This window comes from Cohnella sp. GbtcB17 (assembly GCF_019091135.1).
In the GTDB taxonomy this organism is placed as follows: domain Bacteria; phylum Bacillota; class Bacilli; order Paenibacillales; family Paenibacillaceae; genus Cohnella.
Map to the genome: position 1 here is coordinate 189,185 of NZ_JAGXJW010000004.1, position 18,533 is coordinate 207,717.

13 protein-coding genes are annotated in these 18,533 nt (G+C 58.9%); 11 read left to right on the plus strand and 2 right to left on the minus strand.

The window, feature by feature from the left end; translation table 11 throughout:
• Window positions 1-30 precede the first annotated feature (30 nt).
• Window positions 31-1,233: an L-rhamnose isomerase gene (gene rhaI / locus KVT38_RS03300; protein ID WP_217592265.1), complete on the plus strand. Its 1,203-nt coding sequence runs from the start codon at window positions 31-33 to the stop codon at window positions 1,231-1,233.
• Between the two features lie 109 nt (window positions 1,234-1,342).
• On the opposite strand, the gene KVT38_RS03305 is transcribed toward rhaI, so the two are convergent.
• Window positions 1,343-2,062, minus strand: coding sequence for a glycosyltransferase (locus KVT38_RS03305; protein WP_217592266.1), 720 nt, complete (start codon window positions 2,060-2,062; stop codon window positions 1,343-1,345).
• Between the two features lie 241 nt (window positions 2,063-2,303).
• Here KVT38_RS03305 and rarD point away from each other — a divergent pair, with 241 nt between their 5' ends.
• On the plus strand, window positions 2,304-3,182 hold the full coding sequence (gene rarD, locus KVT38_RS03310; protein WP_217592267.1) for an EamA family transporter RarD: 879 nt from the start codon (window positions 2,304-2,306) through the stop codon (window positions 3,180-3,182).
• A 57-nt stretch (window positions 3,183-3,239) separates the two neighbouring features.
• Here rarD and KVT38_RS03315 read toward each other — a convergent pair whose 3' ends face one another.
• On the minus strand, window positions 3,240-4,271 hold the full coding sequence (locus tag KVT38_RS03315) for a LacI family DNA-binding transcriptional regulator (RefSeq protein WP_217592268.1): 1,032 nt from the start codon (window positions 4,269-4,271) through the stop codon (window positions 3,240-3,242).
• A 135-nt stretch (window positions 4,272-4,406) separates the two neighbouring features.
• Between KVT38_RS03315 and KVT38_RS03320 the strand changes: the two genes are divergently transcribed.
• The 9 genes from KVT38_RS03320 to KVT38_RS03360 all read left to right on the plus strand — a co-directional run bounded on the left by KVT38_RS03320 (window position 4,407) and on the right by KVT38_RS03360 (window position 18,520).
• A complete protein-coding gene (locus tag KVT38_RS03320; RefSeq protein ID WP_217592269.1) occupies window positions 4,407-5,747 on the plus strand; it encodes an FAD-dependent oxidoreductase in 1,341 nt (446 codons plus the stop codon).
• A gap of 99 nt (window positions 5,748-5,846) precedes the next feature.
• Window positions 5,847-7,634 (plus strand): cache domain-containing sensor histidine kinase, encoded by a 1,788-nt coding sequence (locus tag KVT38_RS03325; RefSeq protein WP_217592270.1) that lies wholly within the window; start codon window positions 5,847-5,849, stop codon window positions 7,632-7,634.
• Window positions 7,615-8,346 (plus strand): response regulator transcription factor, encoded by a 732-nt coding sequence (locus KVT38_RS03330; RefSeq protein WP_217592271.1) that lies wholly within the window; start codon window positions 7,615-7,617, stop codon window positions 8,344-8,346. Before KVT38_RS03325 ends, KVT38_RS03330 begins: the two co-directional genes overlap by 20 nt.
• Window positions 8,347-8,473: 127 nt before the next feature.
• A complete protein-coding gene (locus KVT38_RS03335; RefSeq protein ID WP_217592272.1) occupies window positions 8,474-9,799 on the plus strand; it encodes an ABC transporter substrate-binding protein in 1,326 nt (441 codons plus the stop codon).
• A gap of 64 nt (window positions 9,800-9,863) precedes the next feature.
• Complete coding sequence (locus KVT38_RS03340) at window positions 9,864-10,760, plus strand: carbohydrate ABC transporter permease (RefSeq protein ID WP_254638937.1); 897 nt, start codon at window positions 9,864-9,866, stop codon at window positions 10,758-10,760.
• The gene (locus KVT38_RS03345; RefSeq protein WP_217592274.1) at window positions 10,750-11,592 is read left to right on the plus strand and encodes a carbohydrate ABC transporter permease; all 843 of its coding nucleotides are present in this window, start codon (window positions 10,750-10,752) and stop codon (window positions 11,590-11,592) included. The genes KVT38_RS03340 and KVT38_RS03345 overlap by 11 nt, the downstream gene beginning before the upstream one ends.
• Window positions 11,593-11,679: 87 nt before the next feature.
• Complete coding sequence (locus tag KVT38_RS03350; protein WP_217592275.1) at window positions 11,680-13,917, plus strand: helix-turn-helix domain-containing protein; 2,238 nt, start codon at window positions 11,680-11,682, stop codon at window positions 13,915-13,917.
• A gap of 536 nt (window positions 13,918-14,453) precedes the next feature.
• Window positions 14,454-17,408 (plus strand): S-layer homology domain-containing protein, encoded by a 2,955-nt coding sequence (locus KVT38_RS03355; RefSeq protein ID WP_254638938.1) that lies wholly within the window; start codon window positions 14,454-14,456, stop codon window positions 17,406-17,408.
• A gap of 200 nt (window positions 17,409-17,608) precedes the next feature.
• Window positions 17,609-18,520: an ABC transporter permease gene (locus KVT38_RS03360; protein ID WP_254638939.1), complete on the plus strand. Its 912-nt coding sequence runs from the start codon at window positions 17,609-17,611 to the stop codon at window positions 18,518-18,520.
• Window positions 18,521-18,533: the final 13 nt, after the last annotated feature.

The following is an 18,533-nucleotide window of genomic DNA, read 5'->3' on the forward strand; positions in this document are numbered from 1 at the left end:
CTTTGCTGAATGGAAAGGAGACGCGCTAAAATGACGGATCGGGCTTATGCCTGCTTTGAAGACAAACAAAAAGCGAGAGGCATCGACCTCGGACAGGTGAAGGCGGCGCTTGAAGCGCTCGTCATCGAGACGCCCTCCTGGGGCTATGCGGACCAGGGGACGCGCTTCAAGACGTTCCATTATCGGGGCGCTGCGCGAACGCCGTTCGAGAAGATCGACGATGCGGCAGTCGTTCACGAATATACGGGGGCATGCCCCGCTGTAGCCATCCATATCCCTTGGGATGCGACGGACGATTACGGCGAGCTCGGCGCATATGCCGCGTCCAAAGGCTTGCGGATCGGCGCGGTGAACCCGAACCTGTTCCAGGATGAGGCCTACCGGCTCGGCAGCGTCACGAACAGCCTTGAAGAGGGGCGTCGCAAGGCGACCGGCCATCTGCTCGAATGCGTCGACATCGCTAAGGCGGTCGGCTCGGACGCGCTCAGCCTGTGGTTCGCGGATGGTACCAATTATCCGGGTCAGGCGCCGATCCGGCAGCGCGCAAACTGGATGCAGGCATGCCTTCAGGAGGTGTACGCGCGGCTCGATCCAGGCATGCGGATGCTGATCGAGTACAAGTTTTACGAGCCGGCCTTCTATCATACCGATCTCGCGGATTGGGGCATGGCGTTTAACCTGGCCAGTAAGCTCGGACCGCAAGCCGAGGTGCTCGTGGACACCGGCCACCATGCGCAGGGCGCAAACATCGAGCATATCGTCGCCTACCTGTTGAATGAGAAGAAGCTGGGCGGCTTTCATTTCAACAGCCGCAAATACGGGGACGACGATCTGATCGTCGGCTCCATGAATCCCTACGAGCTGTTTCTAATTTTTTATCAAATTGTCGATGCCATGCGGGACGGCGACGCCGGCGTCAGGCAGACGGCGGCCAACATCGCCTACATGATCGATCAGAGCCACAATATCGAAGAGAAAATACCAGCGATAATCCGTTCCGTGCTCAACGTGCAGACCCAATTCGCCAAGGCGCTGCTGATTAACCCCGAGGAAGTCGGGCAGGCGCAGCAACGCCAGGACGTCCTCGGCGCCGAGCACGCGGTGCGAAGCGCCTTCGAGCAGGACGTGACGCCGCTGCTGGAAGCGTTCCGCGAGGAAAGAGGCCTGCCGGCCGATCCGATGAAGGCGTTCCACGAAAGCGGCTATTTGAACCGCATTCGCGGCAGGGGATAATCATAGCCATAGTCAAAGCCATAGCCATGACGAATAGCGGAAGTCCGAAAAAGCCGGACGCCGCTATTTGTTTTGCGCACTCGCGCCATTATACGCTTAAGGCGCGCGATCATCCGCCTACGCGGGCGATCAGCCGGTCAAGTTCATGCGCGTACCCGTTGTGTACTACGCCGAACTCGGCGTTGACCTGGTCCAGGTAGCGGGAGGTGCCCGAGTTTCCGTGCCAGCGGTAGGCGGTGAGTGGCGAATGGACGAAATGAAAGTCGAAGCCCGCGAAAATCGTCCGCATCCAATAATCGTAATCCTGCGTATAACGAAGCCCTTCGTTAAACCAACCGACGCGGCCCACGACGCTGCGATGCATCATGACCGTACAGCCGTTGATCGGGCAAAAGGTGTGGAACGCGCGCAGAAAAGCGCCGGCGCTATGGAATTTGACGGCCAGCTGCGGCTTCAGTAGCTCGCCGCCGGCGCCGATCAGGTCGAAGTCCGTGGCGCTGATCAAAGCGCCGCGCGTCAGCATATGGCCGAGCTGGCCGGCGACCTTGTGCGGATAAAAGAGATCGTCGGAGCTGAGCCAAGCGATGTATTCGCCTCTGGACATGCGGATGCCGTGGTTGAGCGCGCTCGCCGTACCGCCGTTCGCCTTGCCCAAGTAGTGAATTCTGGACCGGTACGGATCCAGCAGGTGCTGGTTGGCGGTTGAGCCGTCGTCTACGACGAGGACCTCGATATTCGGGTAGGTCTGCGACAGGGCGCTGGCGACCGCCTGGTTGACGTAGCCGTCGTTATAAAACGGGATGATGATGCTGACCAGAGGCCCGGACATCGTTTGTCCCCCTTCCCCGTCTTTCTTCCATGACAGTCTATGTCCAAGAAGTCGGGAGAGGCACGACGCTTGACCGGGGGGCAGCCGTCACGAATGAGATAGCAAGGAATGCTATGCCGTTTTCGATCGCAGCAGGCCTATCAGTCGGCTCTCTTATTGAAAACCAATTATTTCCTTTGCCTAAGCGCGGATCGAGGCGTATAATCCGTTCAGACATCGAGCGAGAAGCGAGGAAAAGGTTATGAACAACGGGTTGGTCAACGCGGTTATCGCGTATATCATGTGGGGGGTTCTCCCGCTTTATTGGAAGCTGTTCAACGATGTGCCGGCGGGCGAGATTCTGTCGCATCGGGTCGTCTGGTCTTTTGTCTTCATGGGCATCGTCGTGGTTCTGCAGCGCCGCTGGGGCGATATGAAGCGAATTGCGGCCAGCCGCGCGCTCCTGCTGCCGCTCGTCGCCAGCGGGCTCTTGATCGCGGCCAATTGGCTCATCTTCATCTGGGCGGTCAACAACGGCCATGTCGTCGAGACAAGTCTCGGCTACTATTTGAACCCGCTGCTGAACGTGCTGCTGGCGGTCGTCTTCCTTCGCGAGAAGCCGAACCGCGGCCAATGGCTCGCGATCGCCATCGCAGGCGCCGCGGTGCTGATCATCGCCGTCGACTACGGGCGGTTCCCGTGGATCGCGATCTCGCTCGCCGCGTCGTTCGGGTTGTACGGCTTCGCGAAGAAAAAGATCCGGCAGGACGCATCGATTGGCTTGCTGTCGGAGACGGCGGTCGTCCTGCCGATCGCGCTCGGCTATTGGATCTACCTGGCCGCCGCGGGCAAGACGACGGCATGGACGCTGCCTGCGTCCACGTTCGTCGAGCTGCTGCTGTCCGGCATCGTGACGGCGCTGCCGCTGCTCTTCTTCGCGCGGGCGGCCGCCCGCATGTCGCTGTCCACGCTCGGCTTCGTGCAGTATATCGGGCCGACGATCATGCTGCTCCTTAGCGTGTTTGCGTTCAAGGAATCGGTGTCGCCGGTTTTGCTCGTCGGCTTCTCGCTGATCTGGACCGCGCTGATCGTATATGCCGCCGCATCGGTTCGCGGCGCGAGACTCGCAAAGGCGGGCTGAACGCAGGCGACAGCACAAGCAATCCGGCGCTCAAGGACAAGCTCCGGGCCGGCTGCTTCACACCGTTCTCGTTGTGCTCCCCGCGGAAAACGGCCCCCGGATGCGGATATGCTCGAAGGGGGCGGTCGGGTTCGCCAATCGCCACAGCATGCGGTCGGCGGCCCGGTAGCCGACCTCCTTGATCGGCAAGTAAGGTCTCGACATCGCGGGAAAAAGGTCGGACGGTTCGTTCAGCATGCCGACCATCGAGCAATCCCGTGGAATATGCACGCCGGCTTCCGTCAATGCATAGTAGGCGGGGGCCACCTGCTCGTCCACGCCGCAAATGATCGCGCTTGGACGAATCGTCCGATATTTCGCGAGAAAGTCCTGTACCCACGCGGTCTCCGTCCCATGAAACGGCGCCGTCGCATGCGCCGCCGGATCGAACGGCAATGCCAGGTCGCGCATCGCCTCCTGGAACGCCTGCCAGCGCAGGCGAAAGCCCCGCTGCTTGACGATATCCCCTGCGTACATGATGCGCCGATGGCCGGCACGCGCCAGCTGCCGAACGGACTGGTGGACGGCTTCGTCCACGTCCCAGATGACGGAGTCCACCCGCGATTCGGGCGGCGGATAGTTGAGCAGAATCCGCGTCGTCGGCAGCTCCAGCAGAAGCTCCTCCGTCCCGCGGTCCATTCGCGGTGCGATGAAGACGCCCTCCGCATAGGCGAGCCCCGAGGCTTCGACCCAATCGCCGAAGTTGTGCGGCGCGAGGCCCGCAGGGAGCAGGACGGGATCGACGGCATGCCCGAATTCGGTGAACCGGTCGTGCAGCCCGGCGAGCAGCAGCCGGTTGAAGTTGATCGACCGCTCGTTATGCAGCAGCACGAACCGCCGCTTCAGAAGCGGATAGGGCGGAATTCGCTCCACGGCCATCGTGTTCTTCTGATCCCGGGTCAGGTAGCCCATCGTTCTCGCCATCTTGACGATCTCGCTTCGCGTCTCCTCGGACATGCCCGGCTTGCCCGTCAGCCCCTTGGAGACGGTTTGCACCGACAGGCCGAGCCTGTCCGCGAGATCGGCCAGCGTTACGCGTTTGCGCCGCATCGCATCCCCATCTCCTTGCGTTCTTCCGACTTGTCCTCCTATTTTAAACAAAAGTGAAACTAAACTTAAAGCTTTTTCTCCTGCATAATCGGGATATCAACCGCGGCCGCAGGCCGGCAGAGGGAGAGAATGGGAATGAAAGTGATGGAAGCGGACATCGTCGTATGCGGCGGCGGGCCGGCGGGCGTGAACGCGGCGATCGCCGCCGGGAGAACGGGCGCGAGGACGATACTGATCGAAAGGTACGGCTTCGTCGGCGGGATGTCGACGGCGGCGCTCGTCTATCCGTGGATGACGTTCCATACGCTGGACGGCAAGCAGGTCATCAAGGGCATCGCGCAGGAGATCATCGACCGGCTGATGGCGATGGGCGGCTCGCCCGGCCATCTGCGGGACACGGTCGGCTTCACGAACACGATCACCCCGTACCATCCGGAGATGTATAAGGTGCTGGCCGTCGATATGCTGAAGGAAGCGGGCGCGAAGCTGCTGCTCCACAGCTTCATGGACGAAGTGCGGACGGTAGACGGGAGGATCGAAGCGATCGAGCTTGCGACCAAGTCGGGCACAATCCGCGTCGAAGGCAAGCAGTTCGTGGATGCGACGGGCGACGCCGATTTGGCTTACCGCGCAGGCGCGCCCTGTCTCGTCGGACGCGGAGGCGACAACCTGACGCAGCCGATGACGATGAAGTTCCGGATGCGGGGCGTCGATCTGCAGAAGGTCAAGCAGTACATGATCGACCACCCGGACGAATTTTACCACAAGACGCCGATCGACGAGCTGCCGCATCTGCCGCTGTCCGGCATTCAGGGCTTCAAGAAGCATTGGCAGAACGCCGACCTGCCGATCAACCGCGAGCAGGTGCTCATGTTCACCGGCCCGGCGGAGGATGAGGTGCTGGTGAACACCACCCGGGTGCAGGGCTTGAACGGCCTGGACGTGGAGGATCTGACGGAAGCCGAGGAGCTCGGCCGCAAGCAGGTGCTCATGGTGGCGGCGTTCATGACCGCCAACCTGCCGGGCTTCGAGAAAGCGTCCATCTCCAACGTGGGGGCGCAGATCGGCATTCGCGAGACGCGGCGCATCGACGGGGCGTACGCGCTGCAGGCCGAGGACGTCGTTCAGGGCCGACGGTTCGACGACGTCATCGCCCGGAGCGGTTACCCGATCGACATTCACGATCCTTCGGGCAAAGGCGTGACCGCCGCCTGGGTGCAAGGCGACGGCGCTTACGACATCCCTTACCGCTGCCTGCTTCCGCGGGAGGTCGGCAATCTGCTGGTGGCGGGCCGCTGCATTTCGACGTCGCATGAGGCGCTGGCGACGACGCGGCTGACGCCGAGCTGCATGGCCACCGGGCAGGCGGCGGGCACGGCTGCCGGGCTCGCCGTCCGGCAAGGCGTCGCGCCGGCCGAGCTCGATATCGCGCTCCTGCAGCGGGAGCTGATCGCGGGCGGCGCCGTTCTAGCGTAGCCAGCGCTTCGGCGCCGTTCGAGGAACCCGAAGAGGAGCTATCCTTCTCGGGTTCTTTTGTAATACAGTAGAATGACATCCGGGCAAGGGGGCTCCGCCATGATTCGCAATACCGCCTCGCGTTTCGTCTCGCTGCGAACGAAATTCCTGATTTTGTTCGCGCTTATGATTACGCTTCCATTTCTGCTCAGCGGCGTTCTGACCTACCAGCGCTATTCGAGGAACGTCGAACGCGACGCCAAGGCGTATTCGGAGCAGATCTCCGAGCAGGTCGCGATCAATCTGGAGCGCTACGTGCAGGACATGGATCGGATTACGCTCTCGATTTATTACGATTCCGGCGTCATGGCCGTGTTGAATCACCATAAAGGGCCTGCCGGCGCGGGCAGCGGCTATTTGACGGTCGGCGAAGTGTCGAGCATCAACGAGCTGATCTCGTCGCAGATCATCGAACGGACGGAACTCGAGGGCGTGTTCATCTTCGCGCTGGACGGCAGCTTGTTCAGCAATCTGCTGGAGACCGTTCAGCGAAGCTGGGATCTGTCGTCCAACGACTGGATGGCGCAGGCGAAGCAGAAGGACGGGGGGCTCGCCATCCTGCCGCCGGAGGACGAGACCTATTATCGCGACGCGCCGAGACAGGTGCTCTCGCTGGCGCGGCTCATCAAGGATCCGATCACGAACAAGGACCGCGGCTATGTGAAAATCGATCTGACCAGCGACGGCTTCGAGAAAATACTGTCCAGCGTCAAGGTGACCGACAACAGCAAGCTGTTCGTTTTTAACGACGATCTCCGACAGCTCTATCCGTTCGACGAAGCGGGCGGCGCGAGCTACCGGAGCATCGCGGACGCCCCGTCCGACCGCTGGCTGATCTCGAAGCGCACGACGAACTACGGAGGCTTGACCATCGTCAGCGCCGTACCGCGGGCCGACGTGCTGGCGGACGCCCGGCAGCTGACCAGCTTCACGCTGTGGATCTCCGCGGCCGCGCTCATCCTCGCGTATCTGCTCGCGGTGCTGACGTCGAACAGCTTCGTCAAGCCGATCAAGCAATTGCTCGGCCGCATGCGGCGCGTGCAGAACGGCGACTTCGAAGGCAGGGCCAAGGTGTACTCGCGGGACGAGGTCGGCCTGCTGACCGAAGGCTTCAATACGATGGTGTCGCAGCTGAACATTATGATCAAGGATATATACGAGCTGCGCCTGAGAGAAAAGGACGCGGCGCTCAGCGCGCTGCTCAGCCAGATGAACCCGCACTTTTTGTACAATACGCTGGAATCGATCTCCATGGCCGCCCACCGGGAGAAGCACGACAGTCTGTCCGAGGTGATCGCCAGCCTCGGCAAGCTGCTTCGCTACACGGTGAACAACAAGGAACGGAGCGTGTACTTGAAGGATGAGCTGGCGTTTGTGGAGAGCTACCTGAACATTCAAGCTTTCCGGCTGGAGGACAAGCTGCGCTTCGATATCGTGGTCGACTTCGCGCACGAGCCGGCGATCGTGCCGAAGCTCATCCTGCAGCCGCTCGTCGAGAATGCGATCGAGCACGGGCTGGGCGAAGCGCCGATCAGCGTGACGATCGTCTCCAGCGTGTCGGGCCAGGACCTGCTGCTGTGCGTAAAGGACGACGGCCGGGGAATCGATCCCGCGCGCTTGCGGGGGATCGAGCGGAGCGTCTACGAGCCGGAGTCGCCTGCGACCGCGCGACTTGCGGACAAGCGTACGAAGGGCTTCGCGCTGCGCAACATCCACCAGCGGCTGCGGCTGCTCTACGGCGAGCCGTACGGACTTAAGATCGATGCCTCGCAGGCGGGCGTGACCGTTCAGGTTCGCATGCCGTTCCAGTGGGAGGAGGATGGACAGGATGAAGATATTGATCGTTGAGGACGAGACCAAGATCCGGCAGGGCATCCGCGCGCTGGTGGAGCAGATCGTCCCCGACCGCCTGCAGGTGACGGAGGCGGCAAGCGGCAAGGAAGCCTGGGAATGGCTGCGCAGGCAGGAAGAAGTCGACCTGGTCATTACCGATATCCGCATGCGCGAGATGAACGGGCTCGAGCTGATGGGGCTGGCCCGACAGTCCCATCCGGACGCCGCATTTATCGTCATCAGCGGCTACGATGAGTTCGCGTACGTGCGCGAAGCGCTTCGTCACGGGGCCGCCGACTATTTGCTCAAGCCGATCGAGCGGGTCGAGCTGGCGCGCGTGCTGCACAAAATCAGGGAGGCGTTCGACGCGCGCAAGGGCGAGACGCCTGCCGAAGTGCCGGGCGACGACAATGAGCGGCTGCTGATCCGCAAGGTAAAAAGCCTGGTGAACGAGCGGCTCGATCAGGAGCTGTCGCTGTCTTATCTCGCGGAGCATGTGTACCTGCACCCGAAGTATCTCTCCGATCTGTTCAAGCGGGAGACGGGGCAAAATCTGTCCGACTACGTCACGGAGCGGAGAATTCACAAGGCAAAAAAGCTGCTGAAGGAGACGGCGCTCAAGGTGCCGGAAATCTCGCAGATGTGCGGCCTGGCGAACCACAAATATTTCCGCGCGCTTTTTAAGCAGCATGCCGGCTGCACGCCGAACGAATTCCGGGATGCCTGACGCGTCTTCCGAAACATCTTACGATTTTGGGTCATTTATGGATTTCGTGGCGTTACGGAGGCGGCTCCGCAGACGGTAAGATTAGACCTGTAAGCGCTTAATATGAACGAACGGGGGAGCTACGAACATGAAAAAATGGACTGCGGGGGTTTCCGCCGTCGTGCTGACGGGCTTGCTGCTGTCGGCCTGCGGCGAAGGAAAAGGCGGCGCTTCCGCATCGGATGCGGCAAGCGGCTCGGCGTCCGCGGACGCGGGCAAGCCGGTCAATCTGACGTTCAGCATCTGGGGGAACGACACGCACAAAAAGATGTACGAGGATATGATCGCGGAATACAAGAAGACCAAGCCGAACGTCGACGTCGAGATCATGACGATTCCGGCCGCAGACTACCAGCAGAAAATTTCCGTGATGCTGGCCTCCAAGACCGCGCCGGACATCATGTGGATGCTGGAGCGATCGATTCCGCAGTTTTTGAATTCAGGGCAGGTCGAAGACCTCTCGCAGCTTAAGGACGATCCGGCATTCGAATTCGCGGACTTCATTCCGTCGACGCTCGAGCTGGTGACCCGGGACGGCAAGCTGTACGGCGTTCCGTTCTCCACGCCGCCGAACATGATTTATTACAACAAGAAGCTGTTCGAGGAGAAAGGCCTGAAGACGCCGTCGGAGCTCTATAAAGAAGGCAACTGGACGTACGACGAGATGGTGAAGGCGGCCAAGGCGATCTCCGATCCGGGCAAAGGCGTTTACGGCATGGATCTGATTCTCCCGAGCAGCTCGTGGACGGAGAGCTGGATGGAGTCGCTCATCACCGTCATGTGGGCGTACGGCGCCGACTACTTCAGCCCGGACGGCAAAAAGTTCGCGCTTAATACGCCGCAAGGCGAGCAGGCGCTCCAATTTTTCAGCGACACGATGTTCAAGGACGGCATTCATCCGAAGCCCGGCGACCAGACCGGATTCGAATCGGGCAAGATCGGCATGCAGCAAAACCTGCTCAGCTATATCGGCAAGGCGAAGGCGATCACCGACTTCGAATGGGATATTGCACCGATGCCGAAGGGACCGGGCGGCAGCCAGGGGACGACGATGGGCTACGCCGCTTACATGATCACGAAGGACAGCGCGCACAAAGCCGAAGCGCTCGACTTCCTGAAGTTTTTGGCCGGCAAGCCGAACATGGCGATCACTTCGCAATTTTTCGTGCCGGGACGCAAGTCCGTGCTCGAATCCGACGAATTCCTGAAGCAGGGTCCGTCGCCCGAGAGCGTCAAGACGGCAATCCTCGATCAGATGGCGAGCGCGAAGGTCAGGCCGGGCTTCGCCAACTACCAGCTGATCAACGACAAGATGAAGGAAGACTTCGATATGATCTATACGCGATCCGATACGATCCCGAACATCCTGAAGAAGATGGAGAGCGACCTGAACCCGATTCTGGCATCGCAATAACGGATAAGTATGCGACGGTTGCCAAGCGACGAGCTTGGCAATCGTCATGAAAGGAGCGGAACGCATGCGCATTTCCTACAGCAAACAAAGTCGCAGAAAGGCGATATACGGATACTTGTTCATCGCTCCGATCATGCTCGGTTTTCTGTTCTTCATGGCCGGGCCGATCATTGGGGCCTTCGGCATCAGCTTCACGAACTATTCGCTGCTGCAGCCCAGCTCGTTCGTCGGCCTGGACAATTACCGGCACGTCTTCACGCAGGACGATACGTTCTGGACGACCGTTAAAAATACGCTTTACTTCTCGGCGGGGCTGATCCCGCTTAATCTGACGCTGGCGCTGGCGCTCGCCTTGCTGCTGTCCGGCAAGCTGAGGGGCATGGGGCTGTTCCGCACCGCGATCTTTACGCCCGTCGTGACGTCGGTCATCATCTGGGCCATCGTCTGGAAATACATTTTTGCGACGGACGCCGGCCTGGTCAATCAGGTGCTGCACTTCTTCGGCATCCAGGGTCCGGCCTGGCTGTACGACAAGCGCCTCGCCATGCCCGTCGTCATCGTGACCAGCGTGCTGAAGAAGGTCGGGATGAATATGGTCATCTTCCTCGCCGCGCTGCAGGAGGTGCCGAAGATGTATTACGAGGCGGCTACGCTGGACGGGGCTTCGAAGTGGAAGCAGTTCACGAAGGTCACGCTTCCCATGATCTCGCCGTCCTTGTTCCTGACGCTGATCATTACGCTGATCGGCTCGCTCAAAGTATTTTCGCAGATCGTCGTCATGACCGGCGGCGGACCGGGTACCAGCACCAGCGTCCTGGTCTATTACATCTATAAGCTGGCGTTCAAAAACTATCAGCTCGGATACGCCTCGGCTGTAGCCTTCCTGCTCTTCTTCCTCGTCATGGCGCTGACGCTCGTGCAGTGGTCGCTGCGCAAAAGGTGGGTGCATCATGAGGAGTAACGCGCTGCGATATGCCGGCCTCGGCATGCGATACTTGCTGCTGATCGTCGTCACCGCTCTGGTCGTCATTCCGTTTTTCTGGATGGTGACGACGTCGCTAAAGGATCAGAACAAAATTTTCGACTTCCCGCCGCAGTGGCTGCCGCATCCGGTCGTCTGGTCGAACTACAAGGAAGTGTTTACCGCGCAGCCCGAGTTTCTGCGGCAGTATTGGAACAGCGTCTATATCGCCGTCCTGGTCACGATCGGCACGTGCCTCGTGGGCGCGCTCGCGGGATTCGCCTTCGCCAAGCTCTCGTTTCCGTTCCGCAATACGCTGTTCCTCGTGCTGCTGAGCGGCATGATGATTCCGAACGAAGTGACGATTATCCCGAACTTCATCTGGTTTTCCAAGCTGGGGCTCGTCGACAATCATTTTCCGATCATCGTGCCGCCGATTCTGGGGGCGGGCGGCATCTTCGGCGTCTTTTTGCTGCGACAGTTTTACATTACGATTCCGAAGGAGCTCGACGAAGCGGCCGAGATCGACGGATGCACGCCATGGACGACTTTCTGGCGAATCATGATCCCGATGACGACGCCCGCCTTCGCGACGCTCGCGATCTTCACGTTCCTGAACAGCTGGGAGGACTTTCTCGACCCGCTGATCTACTTGAACTCGTCGAAGCTGTTCACGCTGCCGATCGCGATGAACCTGTTCACGGACACGGCCGGGACGGCCTGGCATCTGCTGATGGCCGCCGCCGTCATGACGACGGCGCCGCTGCTGCTCGTCTTCTTCTTCGCGCAGCGGAAGTTCGTCGAAGGGGTGTCCACGACCGGGCTCAAGTAAGGCTTTGTTAAAATTAGTACTTTAAGAAACCGTCTCGATCCCTTCATTATAGAGAGATGATATTTATAAGAGGGGTCATTGAACGGGATGGCGAAAAATACGATCATGCGGAAAACGTACCTCCGGGCGTTTGTCACCTCGGCTATTTTGATCACGGTCATTGTCAGCGCGTTTTCTCTGTATCTGGTGCAAAGGTTTTCCCAGTCCGCGCGGGACGAGGTGCTCTCGACCATCCAGAACCAGCTGAAGCAGGTGCAAAAAAGCACGGAGTTTACGCTGTATAAGCTTCGCTTGTACGGGATGCGGATGTTCGCGGACGAATTGGTCCGCGAATGGTTCTCGAGCCCGAACGATCCGCAACTGCTCGTGCGCCTGTCGAACAGCATGAAGGAGTATGCCGCGTCCGAGCCTTTTATCCAAAATATTTATTTGATCAGCGCCAGAGAGAATCGCGTATGGACGCTGCGCGAGTCGATGTTCGACAATATCGATTTTTTCGATCAGCCGCTGCTTCAGAAGGTCAGGAACGACAGAAGCCCTTATTTCCGGTTTCAGGGGCACAGCGACGGGAAGCGGTCGTATATTTATTTGGCGATTCGCGACAACTCGATGAAAAATTCGGACGGCTATCTGGTCATGATGGTCGATAAACGCAACTTCGACGACAATGTGCTGCAGTCCGAGATTTACAGCCAGATGCAGCTGCTCGTCACGGACGCCTCCGGCAACTTTATACTTGGCAACGAGAACGAACGGCTGCTGACGGCGATCCCGACGTTCGGAGAGAGGCCGGAGGGCAGCTTCGATTGGAAGGGCGACGGCCGGAAGTGGTTCGTGCATACAGCGCAAATCGAGCCCGAAGGCTGGCACGTCTACCAGTTTACGCCTTGGGACGTCTGGCAGTACAAGCTGAAGGAGCTGCGCAACGCCATTTTATGGTCGGCGGTCGTCATGCTGACGCTCACGCTCATCTTCCTGTTCTGGGTTTCCCGCCGGCATTATATGCCGTTCAGCGAGCTGATCGGCTTGATTCAGCGCCATGGGACGGACGCGGACGAGAGCGGGCGCCTTCAGCCCGAGCATCAGATTCTGCGCAGCGGGATCGGCAAGCTGGTGACGCAGGTCGAGCAGATGAACCAATCGGTCAAATCAAACCGGCAGACGATCCGGGAGGATATGCTGCGGCTGTGGATTCGCAACGGGACGCTGCCGGCCGAAGCGCTTCAGTCGCTGATCGAGCTGACCCCGATCGCCAAAGCGAAGCAGCTGGGGCTCGCGGTCGTCCGAATCGAATACTATTCCTCCTTCGAGGAGAAGTACAATTTTTATTCCAGAAAGCTGCTGAAGTACGCCATGGGCAACATTGCGCAGGAAACGCTGCGCTATCACCATGCGGAATGCGAAGCCGTCGATTTTGACGACGATCATATCGTATTGATCTGGGCCGGCTCGATGTCCGGCGAGGACATCCGCCGCATGCTGGCGGATATGAAAGGGAATATCGACCGATGCCTGCATATCGCTACGGTATGTTCCTATCATTTGACGTCCGAACAGAACTTTAATCTTCAATCTGTCTACCGGCAGGCAATGGAGTATTCCATGCTGAAATTTTTGAACGGCGAGGACAGAATTTACGAGGAATCGGACTGGAGCCGGTTTCAGACGCAAACGCTGGAGCCGTTCTCCGACAAGCTGATTCAGCAGCTTCTTCAATCCGTCAGCAAGGGCGAGGAGCACGAGGCGTTCCTTGTCATGGAGCAGCTGTTCGCGCGCCTGCGGCATCTGCCCTTCGAAGAATGCAGGTTCCAGCTCATCCGGCTCGTGTACGGCATGAAAAAAATATTTTTGCGGGCCGGCGCGCTTCAGGACTTCGACGGCGTCTCGCGCCAGCTGGATCGCTTCGCCAACCTGAACGAGGTTTACGCGTGGCTGAAGAACGAGATGATCGCGTTCAAGGAACGCAACCAAAAGCCCGGCCGCGAGACGCGCAAGGAGGACGTCGTCGCATCCGTCGTCGATTACGTAAGCAGGCATTTGCAGGAAACGGTATTGACCGTCGAACAGATCGCCGAGCATATCGGTCTTTCCCCGAACTATGTGCGAACGATATTCAAGGATGTTTTGCAGCTGTCGCTCTCGGACTTTATCCTCGGCCTTCGAATCGAAAAGGCTAAAAAGCTGCTGCGCGCGACGGACTGGCCGATCACGCAAATAATGGATTCCGCCGGCTTCCAGACGAAAAGCCACTTCTTCACGGTGTTCAAGAAGGCGACGGGGATGACGCCCATGCAGTTCAGGTTCGAAGCGGACGATCACTCATGATGAGAAAATGGGAAGGGGTTGTTTCGACAGGTCACTCGGCCGCTCCCGCTGCAACCTCCTGCGCCAGCGCCCTCGGAACCGCACAAAAAATGTGCGGTTCTTGCCCGATCGCTCGCCGCGTGCGCATACATACGCTCCCGCGGCTGCCCGCCGCGCCCGCGAAACCTGGAACCGCACAAAAAATGTGCGGTTCTCCCCGATCGCCTGCCGCGCCGCGCATACATACGCTCCCGCGGCTGCCCGCCGCGCCCGCGAAACCTGGAACCGCACAAAAAATGTGCGGTTCTTGCTCGATCGCCCGCCGCGCCGCGCGTACATACGCTCCCGCGGCTGCCCGCCGCGCCCGCGAACCCTGGAACCGCACAAAAAATGTGCGGTTCTCCCCGATCGCCCGCCGCTCTCGCCCCCTTTTGGTGTTTTGTTCAATCGAGAACCTGCAAAAACCGCGTAGGCGCAGCCTTTTGATAGAACGAGAACTATCCAGAACCAGGAAAGCTCCGATAAGATGGGGGCACCGAAAGGGGAGGGAAATGTCTATGGGTAAAGTATTGAAATCGTTATTGGCATTCGTAATTTTATTAGGGACATGGAGTTTGTCTGCCAACAGCGCTCGTGCGGCGGAACGCAGCACGCTGAGCATGGATCAGACGGTAGTAGAACGAGGGCAGCCGTTGACGATCCGTTACACGGGCGCTCAAGGCAAGAAGGACTGGATCGGCATTTACCTTAAAACCGAAACGCCGAAAAAGGGGACGAATGCCTGGAAATGGGGGTATGTGAACGACATCCCCGATGGCACGATCACGCTGACGGATGCAAGCGAAGGCAAAAAGGAATACCCGAGACTGCAGGATCTGCCGCCGGGAGAGTACTATCTCGCGTATTTGCTTAACGACGGTTATACGGAAAATGCGGATCGCTTTTATTTCCAAATCGTCAACAAAGCGATCACACAATTGAAAGCGGTTCCGGAGTCGGTAACGTTAAAGCTGGACGAGCAGGAGAACAGCGCGCAGCTGCAAGTCGAAGCAACCTACAATACGAAGGAAACGAAAGACGTGACGGCGGCAGCCGGCATTCAGTACATCAGCAGCAATACGCAAGTCGCGACGGTGACCTCGGCAGGATTGGTGCAGGCCGTGTCGGAGGGTACCGCTTCGATCGGCATTTCGTTCGAAGGAACGTCGGCAACGGTCGAAGTCACGGTAGGGCCGGCGACGCAGGAACCTGGTCCGAAGCCGGAGATCGAGTTCACGGTGATGAGCTTGAACCTGTGGGCGGGGGATGCCATCAAAAAGCACGGCAAAGACAAGGTGGTCGAGTTCCTCGAGAACGTGATCCGGGTGTCTGGCGCGGATGTCGTCGGCATCCAGGAATCCAACGATGCGATCGTGACGCAGGCAGCCGCAGCGTTAGGCTACAACGTCAGCATCAGGACCGGCTCGGATCGCAGTCTCATCAGCAAATACCCGATTCTCGATGTCGATAAGGACAAGGATTACTACCTGATCGAAGTCGATCCGGGCAGAGCGGTGGCCGTCGGCAACGTGCATTTGAATTCCAAGCCCTACAGCCCCTATAGCATTGCGGACGGCATGACCGTGCAAAGCGTCATTGCCGACGAGAATGTAGGGCATATGGTCGAGATGCGCAACCAGTTTGGCAAGCTTCCCGCGCTCGCCGAGCAAGGGCTGCCCGTCTTTCTGACGGGAGACTTCAATGTGCCGTCGCATCTGGATTGGACGGAGGCGACGAAGGACCGCTACTTCGGCAAGGTGGTGGAGTGGCCGGTATCGAAGAAGCTGGAGCAGCTGGGTATGATCGATTCCTATCGGGCCATCTATCCCGACCCGGTCGCGATGCCCGGCATTACCTGGGCGGTCGAAGGTACCGAGTGGAGAAAGCCGAACGAAGTATACGATCGAATCGACTATGTGTATGCCGGAGGGCCCGCGACGACGCTCGGAAGCAAGCTGATCGGCGAAAAGAAAGTCAACGGCGGACCGACCTCCTATGCGGACGTTCAACTGGACAGCTACTTGCCCGACCATCGCGCCGTCGTATCCAAGTTCAAGGTGAAGCCGCGCACCTATGCGGACCTGAATTTGCCGTCGGCTCCCGAGCCCGAGCTTACCAGTACGCTAAATATGGATTTGAAGACGGTAGAGCGTGGGCAGCCGTTGACCATCCAATACACAGGGGCTCAAAGCGCTAAAGACTGGATCGGTATTTACCGCGCAAGCGAAACGCCGAAAAAAGGAACGAACGCCTGGAAATGGGCGTATGTCAGCGGCATTCCGAGCGGTACGATAACGATCACGGACGCAAGCGAAGGACGCAAGGAATATCCGAGGCTGCAGGATTTGGCGCCGGGTGAGTACTACCTCGCGTTTTTGCTTAACGACGGTTATACGGAAAACGCCAAACGCTTCTACTTCCAGATTGCGGACAAACCGACGGTATCGCAATTGACAGCCGTCCCGCAATCCGTGGAGCTGAAGCTGGGCGAAAAGGATAGCGAACAGCTGAAAGTCGATGCTGCCTACAGCACGGCTGAAACCAAAGATGTGACAACGGCGGCAGGCATCCTGTATGTCAGCAACAAGCCGCAAGTGGCGACGGTCACTTCGGCAGGACTGGTAAAGGCCATATCGGCAGGGACGGCCGAAGTCGGTATAACGCTCGAAGGGAAAACGACGACGGTCAAAGTCACGGTAAGTCCGGCGCCGACACCGACACCGACACCGACACCGACACCGACACCGACACCGACACCGACACCGACGCCGACGCCAACACCGACGCCGACACCGACACCAACGCCGACACCGACACCGACACCAACGCCGACACCGACGCCGACGCCGACGCCGCCGCCAAGTCCGACGTCTGCACCAAGTCCGACGCCCGCGCCAACCTCCAAACCGTTGAATGAAGTGTTCAGCGATGTAGGCCGCAACAACCCGGCACAGGCTTCCATCCAGGCGATGTACGACAAAGGCGTCGTCCTTGGCACGCCGGATTATAAATTCAACGGCAATGCAGCGCTCAAGCGGGCGGACGCCATCATTTTGTTGAACCGCTTGTTCGGGATCAAGGACAACCTGACCACTGCGTTCCAGGATGTGAAGCAGGATAGCTACTTTGCCGGAGCCGTCGGGGCGGCCAGCGAGCTGGGCCTGGTTAACGGCACGGATGCGAATACGTTTAATCCCAAGGGCCAGGTTCGGAATCTCGATTATCTGGTGATGTCCTATCGCTACCTGACCCTCCAGAAGTTCATTGCCGGGGGAGATCGCAACGATTCGGCAGCCGGCAGACCAAATCTGGGCGGCGTCCCCGGCTATGCCAGGGAGGCGGTCCGCTACTTCCTCGGTCAAGGTCTGATCGCACAAGCCGACATCTCGCGTCTGTCCGATGCGGTCACGCGCGAAGAGGCGGTCGTGCTGCTGGCGAAGCTTGATCGGCTCTATCTGAACGTTGAATCCTAAGCTGTACGTTGAGGTTGCCGACTGTGCGAGCAGGCGGCAGCCTCTTTTATGTAACATCTGCGAGAAAAGAAGTTCTTGCTGCGTTTCGTTACAACGAGAACCTGCAAAAACCGCATAAGAACGGCGTTTTGGTAGAACGAGAACTATCCAGAACCGCATGCCTTCCGATACGATGAGGACATTGAAAGGAGAGGGCACAATTGAGTTTCTTGCGAGAGCTTCACAAAAACAAAAGTATTTATGCGATGGCGTTGCCCGGTCTTCTATTCCTGCTCGTGTTCGCCTACCTGCCTATGGTGGGCCACGTGATCGCCTTTAAGAAGTTTTCCGTCTCGAAGGGCATATGGGGGAGCGAATGGAACGGCTTCAATAACTTCAAGTTCTTTTTCGGCAGCGACGACTGGATCCGCGTGACGCTCAATACGATGGGACTTAACGCGCTGTTTCTCGTCTTCGGCCTCGGCCTGGCCGTGATTCTGTCCATCGCGCTGAACGAGATCCATGCCCGGCTTTACAAGAAGCTGGCGCAATCCATTATATTTCTGCCGTATTTCGTCTCCTGGCTGGTCGTCAGCCTGATGGTGTTCGGCTTGCTCAATTCGACGAACGGCATGATCAATCACGAGCTGCAGTCGCTTCATATCGGCGCGATCGACTGGTACAGCACGCCGGCGTATTGGCCGGCCATCCTGACCGTCATCTCCATTTGGAAGTTTGCCGGCTACAACTCGATCATCTTTTTAGCGGCCATCTCGGGCATCTCCGACGAGCTTTACGAGAGCGCGCGCATCGACGGCGCGAACCGGCTTCAACAAATCTTTTACATTACATTCCCCTTGCTGAGACCTACTTTGGTCATATTGACGCTGCTGGCGGTCGGGCGGATCTTCTACGGGGACTTCGGCATGATCTACGGCATCGTCGGCGAGAACTCGCTGCTTTATCCGACGACCGACGTGATCGATACGTTCACGTTCCGCGCGCTTCGCGGGCTGGGCGATTTCGGCATGGCTTCCTCGGTGGCGCTTTACCAGTCCGTCATGGGTCTATTGACCATTCTGCTGTTTAACGGACTCGTTAAAAAATACGATCCTGATTCCAGGCTTTTCTAAAGGAGAACCCGCA

Coding starts and splice junctions, on each gene's coding strand:
- rhaI (WP_217592265.1), top strand. CDS start 31: ATGACGGATCGGGCTTATGCCTGCTTTGAAGACAAACAAAAAGCGAGA.
- KVT38_RS03305 (WP_217592266.1), bottom strand. CDS start 2,062: ATGTCCGGGCCTCTGGTCAGCATCATCATCCCGTTTTATAACGACGGC.
- rarD (WP_217592267.1), top strand. CDS start 2,304: ATGAACAACGGGTTGGTCAACGCGGTTATCGCGTATATCATGTGGGGG.
- KVT38_RS03315 (WP_217592268.1), bottom strand. CDS start 4,271: ATGCGGCGCAAACGCGTAACGCTGGCCGATCTCGCGGACAGGCTCGGC.
- KVT38_RS03320 (WP_217592269.1), top strand. CDS start 4,407: ATGAAAGTGATGGAAGCGGACATCGTCGTATGCGGCGGCGGGCCGGCG.
- KVT38_RS03325 (WP_217592270.1), top strand. CDS start 5,847: ATGATTCGCAATACCGCCTCGCGTTTCGTCTCGCTGCGAACGAAATTC.
- KVT38_RS03330 (WP_217592271.1), top strand. CDS start 7,615: ATGAAGATATTGATCGTTGAGGACGAGACCAAGATCCGGCAGGGCATC.
- KVT38_RS03335 (WP_217592272.1), top strand. CDS start 8,474: ATGAAAAAATGGACTGCGGGGGTTTCCGCCGTCGTGCTGACGGGCTTG.
- KVT38_RS03340 (WP_254638937.1), top strand. CDS start 9,864: ATGCGCATTTCCTACAGCAAACAAAGTCGCAGAAAGGCGATATACGGA.
- KVT38_RS03345 (WP_217592274.1), top strand. CDS start 10,750: ATGAGGAGTAACGCGCTGCGATATGCCGGCCTCGGCATGCGATACTTG.
- KVT38_RS03350 (WP_217592275.1), top strand. CDS start 11,680: ATGGCGAAAAATACGATCATGCGGAAAACGTACCTCCGGGCGTTTGTC.
- KVT38_RS03355 (WP_254638938.1), top strand. CDS start 14,454: ATGGGTAAAGTATTGAAATCGTTATTGGCATTCGTAATTTTATTAGGG.